The organism is Mesorhizobium sp. M1A.F.Ca.IN.022.06.1.1 (assembly GCF_003952605.1).
Classification (GTDB): Bacteria; Pseudomonadota; Alphaproteobacteria; order Rhizobiales; family Rhizobiaceae; genus Mesorhizobium.
Genome location: NZ_CP034455.1, coordinates 2,108,053 through 2,123,375, shown reverse-complemented (window position 1 = coordinate 2,123,375; position 15,323 = coordinate 2,108,053). Strand labels below are relative to the sequence as shown.

The 15,323-nt window shown below is 59.3% G+C and carries 11 protein-coding genes and 3 pseudogenes; 13 read left to right on the top strand and 1 reads right to left on the bottom strand.

Features of this window, described 5'->3' with window-relative positions:
* Positions 1 to 5 precede the first annotated feature (5 nt).
* Together EJ078_RS10070 and EJ078_RS10065 are read left to right on the top strand one after the other, a co-directional pair.
* The gene (locus tag EJ078_RS10070; protein ID WP_063169375.1) at positions 6 to 1,040 is read left to right on the top strand and encodes an LLM class flavin-dependent oxidoreductase; all 1,035 of its coding nucleotides are present in this window, start codon (positions 6 to 8) and stop codon (positions 1,038 to 1,040) included.
* A 254-nt stretch (positions 1,041 to 1,294) separates the two neighbouring features.
* Positions 1,295 to 2,497: pseudogene (locus EJ078_RS10065) on the top strand (IS3 family transposase).
* Here EJ078_RS10065 and EJ078_RS10060 read toward each other — a convergent pair.
* A pseudogene (locus tag EJ078_RS10060) lies at positions 2,492 to 2,633 on the bottom strand (transposase); the annotation flags it as partial. The pseudogenes EJ078_RS10065 and EJ078_RS10060 sit on opposite strands and share 6 nt — an antisense overlap.
* Before the next feature lie 369 nt (positions 2,634 to 3,002).
* On the opposite strand from EJ078_RS10060, the gene queC reads away from it, so the two are divergent.
* From queC to nifX, 11 genes and pseudogenes are all read left to right on the top strand, one after another.
* The gene (gene queC, locus EJ078_RS10055; protein WP_063170389.1) at positions 3,003 to 3,701 is read left to right on the top strand and encodes a 7-cyano-7-deazaguanine synthase QueC; all 699 of its coding nucleotides are present in this window, start codon (positions 3,003 to 3,005) and stop codon (positions 3,699 to 3,701) included.
* Complete coding sequence (queD, locus tag EJ078_RS10050) at positions 3,701 to 4,057, top strand: 6-carboxytetrahydropterin synthase QueD (protein ID WP_063169374.1); 357 nt, start codon at positions 3,701 to 3,703, stop codon at positions 4,055 to 4,057. The genes queC and queD overlap by 1 nt, the downstream gene beginning before the upstream one ends.
* A 5-nt stretch (positions 4,058 to 4,062) precedes the next feature.
* Positions 4,063 to 4,788 (top strand): 7-carboxy-7-deazaguanine synthase QueE, encoded by a 726-nt coding sequence (gene queE, locus EJ078_RS10045; protein ID WP_164548811.1) that lies wholly within the window; start codon positions 4,063 to 4,065, stop codon positions 4,786 to 4,788.
* A 770-nt stretch (positions 4,789 to 5,558) separates the two neighbouring features.
* Positions 5,559 to 6,311 carry a carbonic anhydrase gene (locus EJ078_RS10040; protein ID WP_063169372.1) on the top strand — a complete coding sequence of 251 codons (753 nt, stop codon included), beginning with the start codon at positions 5,559 to 5,561 and terminating at the stop codon, positions 6,309 to 6,311.
* Between the two features lie 160 nt (positions 6,312 to 6,471).
* Positions 6,472 to 6,668: pseudogene (locus EJ078_RS30330) on the top strand (7-carboxy-7-deazaguanine synthase QueE); the annotation flags it as partial.
* 1,097 nt (positions 6,669 to 7,765) lie between these two features.
* Positions 7,766 to 8,659: a nitrogenase iron protein gene (gene nifH, locus EJ078_RS10035; protein WP_024505261.1), complete on the top strand. Its 894-nt coding sequence runs from the start codon at positions 7,766 to 7,768 to the stop codon at positions 8,657 to 8,659.
* A gap of 86 nt (positions 8,660 to 8,745) precedes the next feature.
* Positions 8,746 to 10,248, top strand: coding sequence for a nitrogenase molybdenum-iron protein alpha chain (nifD, locus tag EJ078_RS10030; protein ID WP_024505262.1), 1,503 nt, complete (start codon positions 8,746 to 8,748; stop codon positions 10,246 to 10,248).
* Between the two features lie 129 nt (positions 10,249 to 10,377).
* A complete protein-coding gene (gene nifK, locus EJ078_RS10025; protein WP_024505263.1) occupies positions 10,378 to 11,919 on the top strand; it encodes a nitrogenase molybdenum-iron protein subunit beta in 1,542 nt (513 codons plus the stop codon).
* Between the two features lie 61 nt (positions 11,920 to 11,980).
* On the top strand, positions 11,981 to 13,465 hold the full coding sequence (gene nifE / locus EJ078_RS10020) for a nitrogenase iron-molybdenum cofactor biosynthesis protein NifE (RefSeq protein WP_024505264.1): 1,485 nt from the start codon (positions 11,981 to 11,983) through the stop codon (positions 13,463 to 13,465).
* A gap of 8 nt (positions 13,466 to 13,473) precedes the next feature.
* On the top strand, positions 13,474 to 14,826 hold the full coding sequence (gene nifN / locus EJ078_RS10015) for a nitrogenase iron-molybdenum cofactor biosynthesis protein NifN (RefSeq protein ID WP_024505265.1): 1,353 nt from the start codon (positions 13,474 to 13,476) through the stop codon (positions 14,824 to 14,826).
* On the top strand, positions 14,823 to 15,320 hold the full coding sequence (gene nifX / locus EJ078_RS10010) for a nitrogen fixation protein NifX (RefSeq protein ID WP_063169371.1): 498 nt from the start codon (positions 14,823 to 14,825) through the stop codon (positions 15,318 to 15,320). The genes nifN and nifX overlap by 4 nt, the downstream gene beginning before the upstream one ends.
* Positions 15,321 to 15,323: the final 3 nt, after the last annotated feature.

The window sequence follows — 15,323 nt, the reverse complement described above, 5'->3', positions numbered from 1 at the left end:
ATTAATTGAAGAAAATTTCCGCTTCGGGCCTGACCTTCGGCATCTTCGATCATCTGGACGAAAACGGCGATGACATCGCACAACAATATGCAGATCGGCTGAGCCTAGCAGAAGCGTGCGATGGCTATGGCTTTTATGCGTATCATCTCGCCGAGCACCACTGTACGCCGCATGGCAGAGGTCCATCACCGAATTTGTTCTTAGCGAGCGTCGCCCAGCGAACCCGCAGTCTTCGTGTTGGTCCCATGGTAATGCTACTTGCGCTCTATCATCCGCTGCGTGCCTTCGAGGAGATCTGCATGCTTGATCAGTTGAGCGGCGGCAGGCTTGAACTCGGCATAGGGCGCGGCTCTGCTCCCACTGAATTGGGATACTTCGGGGTTGCTGTAGAAGCAGCACCAGAACAGTATGCGGAGGCCAGTGAGATTCTCATCAATGCGATGAAAGGCGGGACGCTTTCTTATCAGGGCCGCCACTTTGAGTTGAAAGATGTTCCGCTGACGTTGAGACCTCACCAATATCCCCGTCCGCCGACATGGATCGCCACCAATCGACCCGAGCCGGCTAGCTGGGCCGCTGCGAATGGGGCAAACATCGCCTGCGTCGGACCTTCCACTTCTGTTCGCAGCGTTACCGACGCGTTCCGCGCCGCCCGAATTCACGATGCTGACATTGGCCAGCAAGCGCCATTTCTTGGATTGCTCCGAATGGTGGTGATAGGGCGTTCTGAAACAGATGCGTATTTGCTCGCAGCACCTGCCTATGAACGATGGCTCAATAGCTTCAAATTTCTATACGAACTAAATGCCATTTCCACTCCACCAAACTTGCCTTTGAACTTCGATGCAGCAATTGAAAGTGAATTGTGCGTCGTGGGAACGGCAGATTCTGTCCGAAAAGCTCTCCTTGATCAGCTGGAAGAGGCAGGTGCTAATTATCTTCTGTGTCAACTGGCATTTGGGGATTTGCCGCTGGATGCCTCACTATACACCGCATCGGCCATTGGATCCGAAATCATGGCTCGAGTTGCCGCATCGTGAATCCGTCGTGTGATTGGAGGAGCAGCGGCAGCGCTGCTCCTCATTGCGAAACGGTTGTGGGGGCCGGACTCCTGTGTCAGGTGTAAACCATTGGAGCACGTCCTATCTGATCCAGGTCATATCCTGCGGCTTTGAAGTAGTTGGCACATTCGGCTGGGGTGAAGAGGTCGACAACCGCGCCGAGGCGTCCTGACCTTGCCCCTCTGATCTAATCCGGTTTGAAGTTCGTTCTGGCCCATCCAGAGGACCAGGACATGAAACGCAGCCGCTTCTCTGAAGAGCAGATCATCGGAATTTTGAAGAAACACGAGGCCGGGGTATCGGTTGGCGATCTGTGCCGCAAGCACGGGGTCAGCGACGCCTCGATCTACAATTGGAAGGCCCGCTTCGGCGGGATGGATGTCACCGAGGCTCGGCGACCTGAAGGCGCTGGAGGACGAGAACACGCGCCTGAAGCGGCTTTTGGCCGACGCCATGCTCGACAATGCCGCGTTGAAGGACCTTGTGGGAAAGAAATGGTGACGCCCGCCGCCAAGCGGAAAGCTGTCGCTCGCCTGAAGGAAGGCTTCGGGATGAGCGAACGGCGGGCGTGTAAAGCCATCGGCTGTTGCCGCATGACGGTTCGCTACCAGACCAGCAGGCCGGACGACCGCGAGGTTCGCGAGCGGATGAAGGCCGATCGCGCAGGAGCGTCGCCGGTTCGGCTACCGGCGTCTTCTCGTGATGCTGAGGCGGGAGGGCCTGGTCGTGAACCACAAGAAGCTGTTCCGGCTCTATCGGGAGGAGAAGCTCGCCGTCGCCGCCGTGGCGGCCGCAAGCGGGCGATCGGGACCAGGGCGCCGATGCTGGTGCCGCTGAGGCCCGACGAGCGCTGGTCGCTCGACTTCGTATCGGACCAGCTCACCGACGGGCGCCGCTTCCGCATCCTGGCCGTCGTCGACGACTGCACGAGAGAGTGCCTCGCACTCATCGTTGATACGTCTCTCTCGGGCATGCGGGTTGCCCGCGAATTGGACGGCTCATCACCGAGCGGGGCCGGCCCAGGATGATCGTCAGCGACAATGGCAGCGAGTTCACCTCGAACGCCATCCTCTCCTGGGCGGATCAGAACCGCGTCGAATGGCATTACATTGCGCCCGGCAAGCCGATGCAGAATGGCTTCATCGAGAGCTTCAACGGCCGACTGCGCGATGAACTGCTCAACGAGACGCTGTTCACCTCGCTGGCTCAGGCGCGCGTAGCCATCGCCCTGTGGCACGCCGACTACAACACCGCGCGGCCGCACTCCCCCCTGGCAGACCCCGGCCAAGTTCGCCAGCACCTTCAATCCGCGACGGTCGCTCGCGCTGCGCTATGCCAAAGGCTCCGCGCCAGCGCCCGTCGCTTCACCCGCCCAGCAGGGCACAACCCACGCCGGAAACGAACTCAAAACTGCTGGGGCAACGTCAGTCCCATAGAGCCTTGATGGTTATCTCGGCCTTTGCTCGCAGCAGCGCCTTAGGTTGGGCGAAGGCGTTCTCAATCGGATTGAAGTCGGGACTGTAGGGCGGCAGTTAGAGCAGGCTCGCCTGCGGCCTCAATCGCGCCGCGCAGGGTTCTCCAGGCGGATGTCGCCAATGTCAAATTTGCTGGCATCCATGTCGCCCTCGCCAACCGCACAAGCGAAGGCCAGAAAGCCAACATGTGTTCTGCGGCTTAATTAAGAGTCAGCCGATGTCGGCCGAACATCACCTTGTCTCGAAGTCGACGATCGGACAGCAGGTTGCGAAAGTTGGCGCGATGCGAAACAAACTGCTGAAGCGCTCAACTTTTATTGATCACGCGTGTTGGACGCGACGCACTCCCGTTCCAATCGGGCTGAGCGCAAATTCTCCCGGTTCACAAAACTGAGTCGCTGGAGTAGTGGGGGCGCAGAGAAATCTCCGGTCGCAGCCTTACCCGGTCAAAACAAGGATACCAATGATGAAGACTCTCGCCGTCTGCTCTGGCGGATTGGACTCCGTTTCCCTTGCTCACATGGTGGCAGCGGAGCACGAACTCACCGGCCTTCTATCTTTCGACTATGGCCAACGGCACAGGAAGGAATTGGGCTTCGCCGCTCTTTGCGCGCAGCGACTGAAGGTCCCGCACCAGATCATCGACATCGGCGAAATTGGCCGTGGCCTTTCCGGCTCAGCGCTGACTAGCAGTATCGACGTGCCGGACGGCCACTACGCCGAAGACACGATGAAGATTACGGTGGTGCCGAACCGCAATGCCATCATGTTGGCAATCGCCTTCGGTCTCGCCGCCGCCCACAGCGCCGAAGCGGTGGCGGCGGCCGTGCATGGTGGGGACCATTTCATCTATCCCGATTGCCGTCCGGCCTTCATTGAAGCTTTCCAGACAATGCAAGACCGCGCGCTCGACGGCTATGCGCAGATACGCCTCTATGCACCGTATGTGAATCTCGGAAAAGCTGACATTGTTGCGGATGGCGCAAGATACGGCACCCCGTTTGCTGAGACCTGGTCCTGTTACAAGGGCGGCGTGCGTCACTGCGGACGATGCGGGACCTGCGTCGAGCGGCGCGAAGCGTTCCATCTCGCCGGGCACGCTGATCCCACCGACTACGAGGACGCCGATTTCTGGCTTGAGGCGCTGCGCAGGAGGCGCGCGTAATGTTCCACATCAGCAAGGAATTCCACTTCTCGGCCTCGCATCAGCTCACCTCCTTGCCTCCCAACCATCAATGCGCGCGCCTGCACGGGCATAACTATGTCGTCGTAGTGGAGCTGTCGGCCAAGGAACTGGACGCCCACGGCTTCGTGCGCGACTATCACGATCTGGCGCCGCTCAAACGCTACATTGACGAGAGCTTCGACCATCGGCACCTCAACGACGTGCTGGGACATGAGAAGGTCACGGCGGAATGCCTGGCCAGACATTTCTATGAATGGTGCAAGGCACGTCTGCCGCAGACCGCGGCCGTGCGCGTTAGCGAAACACCGAAAACTTGGGCGGAATACCGTCCGTGACCGACATGCATCCCGCAATCCGTGTGAGCGAGATATTCGGGCCGACTATCCAGGGCGAGGGCGTGCTCATCGGCTTGCCGACGGTGTTCATCAGAACCGGCGGATGTGATTATCGCTGTTCATGGTGCGACAGCCTTCACGCGGTGGACAATCAGTATCGCCATGAATGGCTACCGATGCCGATCGATGCCGTGTGGCAAACCGTCCATGCGCTTTCCGGCGGCAGGCCGGTTATGGTCTCCTTGTCAGGCGGCAACCCGGCCATTCAGCCGTTCGGTCCCCTCATAGAACGAGGCCATCGCGAGGGCTATCGTTTTGCACTGGAAACGCAGGGTTCCGTGGTGAGGGAGTGGTTTGCGGATCTTGACGTGCTGACCCTTAGCCCAAAGCCGCCGTCCAGCGAGATGACGACCCGTTGGGCTGCGTTTGATGCATGCCTCGAAGCGGCGCAAGAGAAGCCGCAAATCGTGCTCAAGCTCGTCGTTTTCGACGAGAGTGACTATGCCTACGCCAAAGAAGTCGCGGCGAGATATCCGCACCTTCCGATCTATCTGCAACCCGGCAATCACACGCCGCCGCTCCCTGGCAGTGAAGACGCCTCTGTCGACTTGGACGGAATAATGATGCGAATGGAATGGCTTGTCGAAAGGGTGACTAGCGACAGGTGGTTCGAAGCCCGCGTGTTGCCGCAGCTGCACGTTCTGCTTTGGGGTAACAAGAGGGCGGTCTAGTCTGTGGCTTGCGTCGCACCGGAAGGCCGGGCTCCAACGGCTTGGCAGGCTCTCTTCGCGTGCCGAGTACAGCCGAGCTTTGTTCGCGTCAGCGGTCTCGCGATTGTGCGGCTGGAAACCGCCCGGACACCCCGCTGCCGGCGTGTGTCACCTTGACTCCGATGAGCTGTCGTCACGCAAAGTTGAAATCCGCAAGAACTGGCCTTCTCGCCCCACCTGCTCCGTCGCAAGCACGTCATCCCCTCATCCTTGTCCAGCTCTTATCGATGTATCTCATTGTCCGGCCTGACGCACGACTGTCAGCATGGGAATGCATCCATTGCGCAAATGCCTTCCATAAAGAAGATCGATTTCCTCATTGGCCCAACGTGAAATATAGCAACGTTTTCGTGGCGTGGGTCGGCTGCGTCGGGAGTAGCGATGAAAACGTATTGGGGTCGCCTGCGTCTCCTTGGGCAGCGAGTGTAAAGTATAGCGATGCGGCCTCCGGCGCGAACGGCAGCCGCGCAGTGATCACCTTCGCCTGTGCCTTTGCGGCGGGGGTCAAGCGCTGGTCTGCTAAAATTTTTTATCGTTTAGCTGGTTGAAACTGCCCCCGTTGCGGGCTGCAGAAGCCGGCCAGCCGAGAAACGGCAGCCGCACTTATGAAAGCACGCCAAGGCGTGCGGGCATCTATCAGTTGCAAAGGACAATACTGGCCGCGCCGATTGGCCATCACGCGTCCATTAGGGCAGCCACCAACATCAGTTCGCAAGAGGAGCAAAAGTAATATGTATCGTCGTCACCTGATCAAAGGGTTGGTTGCGCTCGGCGCATGCCGGATTTGCGTTCAAGCCGCCCAAGCGACCAGTGCCCATTGGGGGTACACCGGTCCGGTCGGACCGGAGCACTGGGCTGATCTGGATAAGGAAAATTTCGTATGCTCTGCCGGCACGCAGCAATCGCCGATCAATATCAACAGCGCGGTCAAGGCGGATATCCCGCATATCGCCATCGGCTGGCACAAGGGCGGCGGCAATATGGTGAACAACGGCCACACCATTCAAATCAATATGCCACAAGGCAGCACGCTGACCCGCGGCGATCGTGTCTACGAACTGGTACAGTTCCATTTCCATGCGCCAAGCGAACATCACGTGGCGGGCAAGAGCTTCCCGATGGAGGTGCATTTCGTTCACAAGGACACGCAAAGTGGTACTCTGGGCGTGCTGGGCGTCTTTTTAACGCCCGGCGCGACAAATGCCAGCTTTGCTGCCCTTGCTGCGGCCTTTCCCGAACTGCCGAATGGGGAGGTGACGATCGACGAGGTGAATCCCAACTGGCTTCTGCCAGCCTCGCTTGGCTATTGGACTTATGAGGGCTCACTGACGACGCCGCCGTGCACCGAAAACGTCGAGTGGATGGTGGCGATGGAACCGGTTGACGTTGATCCGGCAGACATCCAGCGATTTGCCTCACTCTACCCGTCGAACGCGCGCCCTATTCATTCACCCAATCGACGCTTCATCCTGCGCCAGAGTTGAGCGCCGCCCCAGCGGTTCCGCACGGTCCAACATTCTTGGCACAAGTTGGCGCGAAGCCTCCTCTTCCGGTCTGGCGGTCTGACGGCGCTCCCCAAGCTGGCTAGTCTAAATGATAGGGATTCGGTGCCGACACCACTCGTCCCAAATACGTCGCGGCGAGGTTTGTCTGCAACCCGGCAATCACACGCCGCCCCGCCGTGGTAATGAAGACGTCTCTGTCGAGTCCGACGGAATATGATGCGCATGGAACCGCTGGTAGAAAAGGTGACCAGCGACAGGTGGTTCGAAGCCCGCGTCTTGCCGCAGCTGCACGTTCTACTCTGGGGTAACAAGAGGGTAGTGTATACCTTCTCCTAGCTTCGCCGCCAACTACTCGGTTTTCCGAATTGCTCTCTATATTCTTGAAGACGATGCGTTCGTTAAAGACATGTGCTGCGCACCTGGTGTAAAAGCTGCTCTCATCATGCAGAGGTCAAGCCAGTCGGGCTCATCCGAGGCTATGGCCGTGAGCACTGTTCAGTTCGGCAGAGAGGGCGCTTTTGTACACACTTTGCGATCGTGGCGGCCCCGTGGGCAGATCTGCAAGCTGCCGCGACACTAACCTCTCGAAGCCCGCCCGCCCGCCTTTCGTGCAGCTTCCTCTGAACAAAACCACCGCTCGCCCTTCAATAGGTTGATGCGTGTCTCCCAGTAAGATTCCTGTCCAAGAACGTGATAATCTTCTTGCCAGTGTTGTAGCTGATGTTGCCCTTGATGCCGCAGCCTACCGCGGCGGGACCAAACTCAATGGCAAGCAGGCCGGCTAGGATCGTGCAGCCAGTCGCGAGCCTCGCCCACAACGGGGTCTCACGCGCATGAGGGCGCCGACCATGGGTTCGGCGGTTCATACGCGTATAACACGTATCTTTCTGAAAAAATCAATGCTCTCGGCTAAGCTACTGAATTATTTGGCTTCCATATAGCGCGTCGGCGGAACCAACTTGTAGACGGGCTATGAAAGGTTAAGCGCGGATGTCTATCGGCCGCCGGCGTTCCCGCTCTGTAAGCCTGCCTGAACTACCCGCGCCGCGGTCAAGCCCCAGGCTCCTGCTCATCCAGCGACCGCCCGATCAATGGCAGGCTGGAAAGACAAGAGCCGATGTCTTCCGATGGTCTCGCCATCAGCTTTGGGCTAACTTCCCCATTCTCCCGCTTCGAGCTCGACACACGGCGGTTTGGATGGCGCACGACAATCTGTGTCGGCTTTGTCGTGTCCGTGACAGACGCCTGAAAGGCCCGTTCGCGCGTTTTGCCGCCGTCTAAGCGGCTGGAATTTAATGACAAAGTTTCTTCTGGGATCGGCCGATCACGCTGGTACGCTTTTTGCGATGCTTGGTGTGAGGCGGCACGAGCTGCCTATCGGCACTTGTGTCGCGGGCAGTCGCGATAATTAGAACGAAGGAAGGAAAGCTATTATGTCAGGTCTGCGTCAGATCGCCTTTTACGGAAAAGGCGGCATCGGCAAGTCCACCACGTCCCAAAATACGCTCGCTGCCCTTGTCGACCTCGGGCAGAGAATCCTCATCGTAGGATGCGACCCCAAAGCCGATTCCACACGCTTGATCCTGAATTCGAAAGCTCAGGATACCGTCCTGGATCTCGCCGCACAGGAAGGCTCGGTGGAAGACCTCGAACTCCAGGACGTGCTCAAGGTGGGCTACAGAGGCATCAAGTGCGTGGAGTCCGGCGGCCCCGAGCCGGGTGTCGGTTGCGCCGGCCGCGGCGTCATCACCTCGATCAATTTCCTCGAGGAGAATGGCGCTTATGACGATGTCGATTATGTCTCCTATGACGTCCTCGGCGACGTGGTATGCGGCGGCTTCGCCATGCCGATCCGCGAAGGCAAGGCCCAGGAGATCTATATCGTCATGTCCGGCGAGATGATGGCGCTCTATGCCGCCAACAACATCGCCAAGGGCATCCTCAAATATGCCCATTCGGGCGGTGTGCGGCTGGGCGGGCTGATCTGCAATGAACGTCAAACCGACCGCGAACTCGATCTGGCCGAAGCACTGGCTGGCCGATTGAATTCCAAGCTCATCCACTTCGTGCCCCGCGACAACATCGTCCAACATGCCGAACTCAGGAAGATGTCGGTGATCCAGTACGCGCCGGACTCAAAGCAGGCAGGGGAATACCGCGCTCTGGCCGAGAAGATCCACGCCAATTCGGGCCAGGGTACGATCCCGACGCCGATCACCATGGAGGAGCTGGAGGAGATGCTGCTCGACTTCGGCATCATGAAGACCGACGAGCAGATGCTTGCCGAGCTTCACTCCAAGGAAGCGGCGAAGGCGGCGGCCCAGTAGTGACATTAGCGCTGCCATGAATCGGCGCGCCTTGCAGAGAACGGCGCCTATTCTTTGAGGCGTCACCCAACCTTGAAAGGGGACTCATGAGCCGGGAATACGAGAATGACGGTGCTCTTCATGCGAAGCTTATCGAAGAGGTGCTGTCGCATTATCCCGACAAGGCGGCGAAGCGCCGCAAGAAGCACCTCAACGTCGCAAAGAGCGGCAACGAGGCTGGCGGGGAAAGCGAGGTCCTTTCCGAATGCGACGTCAAATCGAACATCAAGTCCATTCCCGGGGTGATGACGATTCGCGGCTGTGCATATGCTGGTTCGAAAGGCGTGGTGTGGGGGCCAGTCAAGGATATGGTCCATATCTCGCACGGCCCGGTCGGCTGCGGCCAATATTCTTGGTCGCAGCGCCGCAACTACTACGTCGGTACAACGGGCGTCGACACGTTCGGGACAATGCAGTTCACCTCCGATTTCCAGGAGAAGGACATCGTCTTCGGCGGCGACAAGAAGCTGGAACAGATCATTGACGAGATTGAAGTCTTGTTTCCGCTCAACAACGGCATCACCGTGCAGTCCGAATGCCCTATCGGCCTGATTGGCGATGACACCGAGGCCGTTTCTCGCAAAAAGACCAAGGAGTATGACAAGACGATCGTGCCGGTACGCTGCGAGGGCTTCCGCGGCGTCTCGCAGTCGCTTGGCCACCACATCGCCAATGATGCAATCCGGGATTGGGTCTTCGACAAAAAGGATGTCAAGTTCGAGGCCGGCCCCTACGACGTCAACGTCATCGGCGACTACAATATCGGCGGCGATGCCTGGGCCTCGCGCATACTGCTTGAGGAGATAGGGCTGCGCGTGGTTGGCAACTGGTCGGGTGACGCCACACTCGCAGAGATCGAGCGCGCCCCGAAGGCTAAGCTCAATCTTATCCACTGCTACCGGTCGATGAATTACATCTGTCGGCATATGGAGGAAAAGTATGGCGTCGCCTGGATGGAGTACAATTTCTTCGGTCCCTCCCAGATCGAAGCCTCTCTGCGCAACATAGCCAAGCATTTTGGGCCGGAAATCGAGGAGAAGACCGAAAAGGTCATTGCCAAGTACAGGCCGCTTGTTGATGCGGTCATCGCCAAGTACCTGTCGCGCCTGGAAGGAAATACCGTGATGCTCTATGTCGGCGGCCTGCGCCCCCGCCACGTCGTCACGGCCTACGAGGACCTCGGCATGGTCATCGTGGGCACCGGCTATGAATTCGCCCACAGCGACGACTATCAGCGCACCGGCCACTACGTGAAGAACGGCACGCTGATCTACGATGACGTGACCGGCTATGAGTTGGAGAAATTCATCGAAGGGATTCGCCCAAATCTGGTCGGCTCGGGAATCAAAGAAAAATACCCGGTGCAGAAGATGGGCATACCGTTCCGCCAGATGCATTCCTGGGATTATTCAGGCCCGTATCACGGCTACGACGGCTTTGCCATTTTCGCACGTGATGTGGATCTCGCCATTAACAACCCGGTCTGGGACCTATTCCACGCGCCTTGGAAAAGAAGCCGGGGCGATGAGCGGGCGATGGCTGCCGAATAAACATTTGCTTCAGCCCCAGTCTCCCACTGAGACGGTGAACTCCCGCGGCCTCTGATCCGCCGGAGCCTGGAACGTCTTGACGTCCTGAGCTGCCGTCCCGCGCAGCCAGATGCAAAAGAGGTAATCATCATGCCGCAGTCGGCTGAAAAAATTCTCGATCACGCTCCCCTGTTCCGCGAGCCGGAATACAGAAAGATGCTCGCTGAGAAGAAGCTAAACTTCGAATGTCCGCACCCCGATGAAATCGTTTCCGATCAGCGCGATTTCACCCAGACGTGGGAATACCGCGAAAAGAACCTCGCCCGCAAAGCGCTTGTCGTGAACCCGGCCAAGGCCTGCCAGCCGCTGGGTGCGGTATTCGCTGCCGCCGGCTTCGAGCGAACCATGTCCTTCGTCCACGGCAGCCAAGGTTGCGTCGCCTATTACCGCTCGCACCTGTCGCGCCATTTCAAGGAGCCTGCCGCGGCGGTCTCCTCCTCAATGACCGAGGATGCGGCGGTGTTTGGCGGCCTGAAGAACATGGTCGACGGGCTCGCCAACACCTACCAGCTCTACGACCCCAAGATGATTGCCGTGTCGACGACCTGTATGGCAGAGGTCATTGGCGACGACCTGCACAGCTTCATCCAGAACGCCAAGGACGAAGATTCAGTCCCGCGCGACTTCGACGTGCCCTTTGCCCACACCCCGGCCTTCGTTGGCAGTCATGTCGACGGCTATGACAACATGGTCAAAGGCATTTTGGAGCACTTCTGGAAAGGTCAGGAGCGTACGCAAATCGAAGGAACCATCAACATCATTCCGGGCTTCGACGGCTTCTGCGTCGGCAACAACCGGGAGCTCAAGCGCCTGCTCGATGTAATGGGCGTGTCCTATACATTGATCCAGGATGCCTCTGACCAGTTCGATACGCCTTCGGACGGTGAATACCGCATGTATGACGGGGGCACGAAGATCAACGAGGTGAAGAAGGCCCTCAACGCCGAGGCAACGCTTTCGCTGCAGCATCACAACACCCGAAAGACACTGGGCTATTGCGAGGAGGTCGGGCAGGCGACGGCCTCGTTCCACTATCCGCTCGGCGTTCAGGCGACGGACGAATTCCTGATGGAGGTCGCGGCGATTTCCGGCAAGGAGATTCCCGAGGCAATTCGCCTCGAGCGCGGCCGACTGGTAGACGCCATGGCGGACAGCCAATCCTGGCTGCATGGTAAGAAATACGCCATCTACGGTGATCCCGACTTCGTTCACGCAATGGCCCGCTTTGTCATGGAGACCGGCGGCGAGCCAACCCATTGCCTCGCCACCAATGGCACCTCGGCATGGGAAGCCGATTTGAAGAAGCTGCTAGCATCCTCGCCTTTCGGCAAGGCTGCCCAGGTTTGGGCGGGCAAGGACCTGTGGGCGCTGCGCTCGCTGCTCTTTACCGAGCCGGTGGACCTTTTGATCGGCAATTCCTACGGCAAGTACCTGGAGCGCGACACCGGAACGCCGCTGATCCGGCTGATGTTTCCGATCTTCGATCGGCACCATCATCACCGCTTTGCGCTCTTTGGCTACCAGGGCGCGTTGCGCGTGCTGACGACGATCCTCGACAAGATCTTCGACAAACTCGATCGCGAGACGAGCGAGACGGGTGTGACGGATTATTCCTATGACCTCACGCGCTAAGAGCCGTGGCCGGCTTTTCGCCGAGGCCATTCCTTGCCCAATGGACTGGGGAGGCTGAGCGATGTCCTCCCTCAGCGCCAAAATCAAGGACGCCTTCGATGAGCCCGCCTGCGATAAGAACCGTGGCAAAGATGCCAAGGCGCGCAAGGAGGGCTGCTCGAAGTCGCTGACACCAGGGGCGGCAGCCGGCGGCTGCGCCTTTGACGGAGCCAAGATCGTCCTGCAGCCGATCACCGACGTTGCGCATCTGGTCCATGCGCCGCTCGCCTGCGAGGGCAATTCTTGGGACAACCGTGGTGCGGTTTCGTCAGGGCCGACCTTGTGGCGGACAAGCTTCACGACCGACCTCACCGAACTCGACCTGGTGATGGGGCAGGGCGAGCGGAAACTCTTCAAGGCGATCCGCGAGATCAAGCACACATACGCGCCGCCGGCGATCTTCGTCTACTCAACTTGCGTAACGGCGCTGATCGGTGACGACATCGAGGCCGTGTGCAAACGCGCCACGGAAAAGTTCGGTTTGGCCGTGGTGCCGATCAATGCGCCTGGCCTGGCAGGCTCCAAGAACCTCGGCAACAAGCTCGCCGCCGAGGCGTTGCTCGATCATGTCATCGGCACGGTCGAACCCGACGACCCCGGGCCCTACGACATCAACATCCTTGGCGAATTCAACCTCTCGGGCGAATTCTGGCTTGTAAAGCCGCTCCTCGATCGGCTCGGCATCCGGGTGCGCGCCTGCATTCCCGGCGATGCGCGTTACCGCGACATTGCTTCCGCGCACCGCGCCCGGGCGGCAATGATCGTGTGCTCGACCGCGCTGATCAGTCTTGCCCGCAAGATGGAGGAGCGCTGGGACATCCCGTTCTTCGAGGGCTCCTTCTATGGCATCTCCGACACATCGCAAGCTCTTCGCAACCTTGTCAGGCTGCTGGTGAGGAAGGGCGCCGATCCGGAGATCCTCGAGCGCACGGAGACGCTGATCGCGCAGCAGGAGGCGATCGCGTGGAAGAAACTCGAATCCTACCGGCAAAGGCTCCAAGGCAAGCGCGTGCTGCTCAACACAGGCGGTGTGAAGTCCTGGTCGGTTGTCCGTGCGCTGATGGAGATCGGAATCGAGATCGTCGGCACCTCGGTCAAGAAATCTACGGTGCAGGACAAGGAGCGCATCAAACAAGTTCTCAAGCACGACAAGCATATGTTCGAATACATGGCTGCGCGCGAGCTGTACGCCATGCTCTCTGAACACAGGGCCGATATCATGCTGTCGGGCGGTCGCACGCAATTCATTGCGCTCAAGGCCAAGACGCCCTGGCTCGATATCAACCAGGAGCGCCAGCACCCTTATGCCGGCTATGCCGGCATGGTGGAACTCGTACGCCAGATCGACCTCGCCATTCACAATCCGGTCTGGTCTCAGGTGCGCCAGCCGGCCCCGTGGGATTGCCAGCCTGATCTAAAAGACGAACTGCCATGCACGAAGAAGGAGTCCGGGCACCTGTTCGATGAATTCGCCGGCGCGACGGCACACGAGTTCAGCGAGTGTTGAGGCGACCGATGGCCCGCATCCTTCCCCAGACCAAATCCGCGGCGGTGAACCCGCTGAAGTCGTCGCAGCCGCTGGGTGCCGCCTTTGCCTTTCTTGGGGTCGACGGCGCGATGCCGCTGTTCCACGGCAGCCAGGGATGCACAAGCTTCGCGCTCGTGCTCTTCGTACGGCACTTCAAAGAAACGATTCCATTGCAGACAACAGCGATGGATGAGGTGGCGACCATCCTCGGCGCTGCCGACCATCTTGAAGAAGCCATCCTCAACCTCAAGAACCGCACGAAGCCAAAGCTGATCGGGGTGTGCACGACCGCGCTGGTGGAGACGCGTGGCGAAGATTGCGCGAGTGATATTGCGAACATCAAGCTGAAGCACACGCAAGAGCTTGCGGGTACGGAGGTCGTGCTGGCCAACACGCCGGATTTTGACGGCGCGATCGAAGAGGGCTGGGCCAAGGCAGTCACCGCAATGATCAAAGGGATTACAGGCTCGGGCGAACGTGCGCGGCAGCCGAAGAAGATCGCGATCCTGCCCGGATGCAACCTCACTGTCGCCGACATCGAGCATATGCGTGACATGGTTGAAAGCTTTGGGCTCAAGCCGGTTATTCTGCCCGACATTTCAGGCTCGCTCGACGGTACGGTTCCTGACCGCTGGGTAGCGACCACATACGGCGGCACCAGCGTCGAAGACATTCGCGAGTTGGGCACGGCCATGCAATGCATCGCCATCGGTGAGCACATGCGCCGCCCGGCGAAAGCGCTGCACGGGTTGACCGGCGTGCCTTACGTGTTGTTCCAGTCACTGACTGGGCTGCAGGACACGGACCGCTTCGTGTCGCTGCTGTCTGCGATTTCGGGCGCGGCGGTACCGGCCCGCGTGCGCCGGCGCCGGGCGCAATTGCAGGACGCGATGCTCGACGGACATTTCCATTTCGGCGGCAAGAAAATTGCCATCGCTGCCGAACCAGACCAGCTGTTCCAACTTGCGACCTTCTTTGCTGGCCTCGGCTCCGAGATAGCCGCGGCCGTCACAACGACCGACAGGTCTAAAATTCTCGAGAAAGTCCCGGCGGTTTCGGTTCAGATCGGCGATCTCGGCGATCTGGAAAGTCTTGCCGTCGGTGCTGACCTGCTTGTCACGCATTCGCACGGGCGCCAAGCATCGGAGCGGCTCCGAATTCCGCTCATGCGCATCGGGTTCCCGGTCTTCGATCGACTAGGCAGCCAGCACAAGCTCGCAATTCTCTATCAGGGCACCCGCGACATGATCTTCGAGGTCGCCAGCATCTTCCAGGCCAACCAACACGCGCCCACTCCTGAGGCGCTTGATCCACTCCGTAATCGAGAAATATCACGATGAACGCTGTTCGCCGCCTCTCGCTGGTCAGTAGTGAGGTTTTCGCCCCGATGCCTGAACGACGTAAGGGCGCATTGCGCGTTGCGATCGCCACTCAGGACATGCAGGACCTCAACGCCCATTTCGGGTCGGCCAGGCGCTTTGCTGTCTACGACGTGACGCGCGAGGAATGGAATCTCGTAGAAGCCGTGGCCTTCGATGACGTGTCCGATGAAAGCGGGGAGCATCGGGCCGAGCGCGATGATCGCATCACGCCAAAGGTGGATGCGCTCAAGGGCTGTCAGATCCTGTTTTGTCTGGCAATTGGCGGCCCTTCGGCAGCCAAGCTTGTCGCGGCAAAAATCCACCCGATCAAAGTGGCGGAGCCCCAATCGATCCCACAGGTGCTCTTGCGCACGCAGATGATGCTCAGGACGTGTCCTCCGCCTTGGCTGCGCAAGGTGCTGGCGCGAGCGGGCATTGCCGAAAAGAAACCGTCCTTCGAGGACGAGGACTGAAAA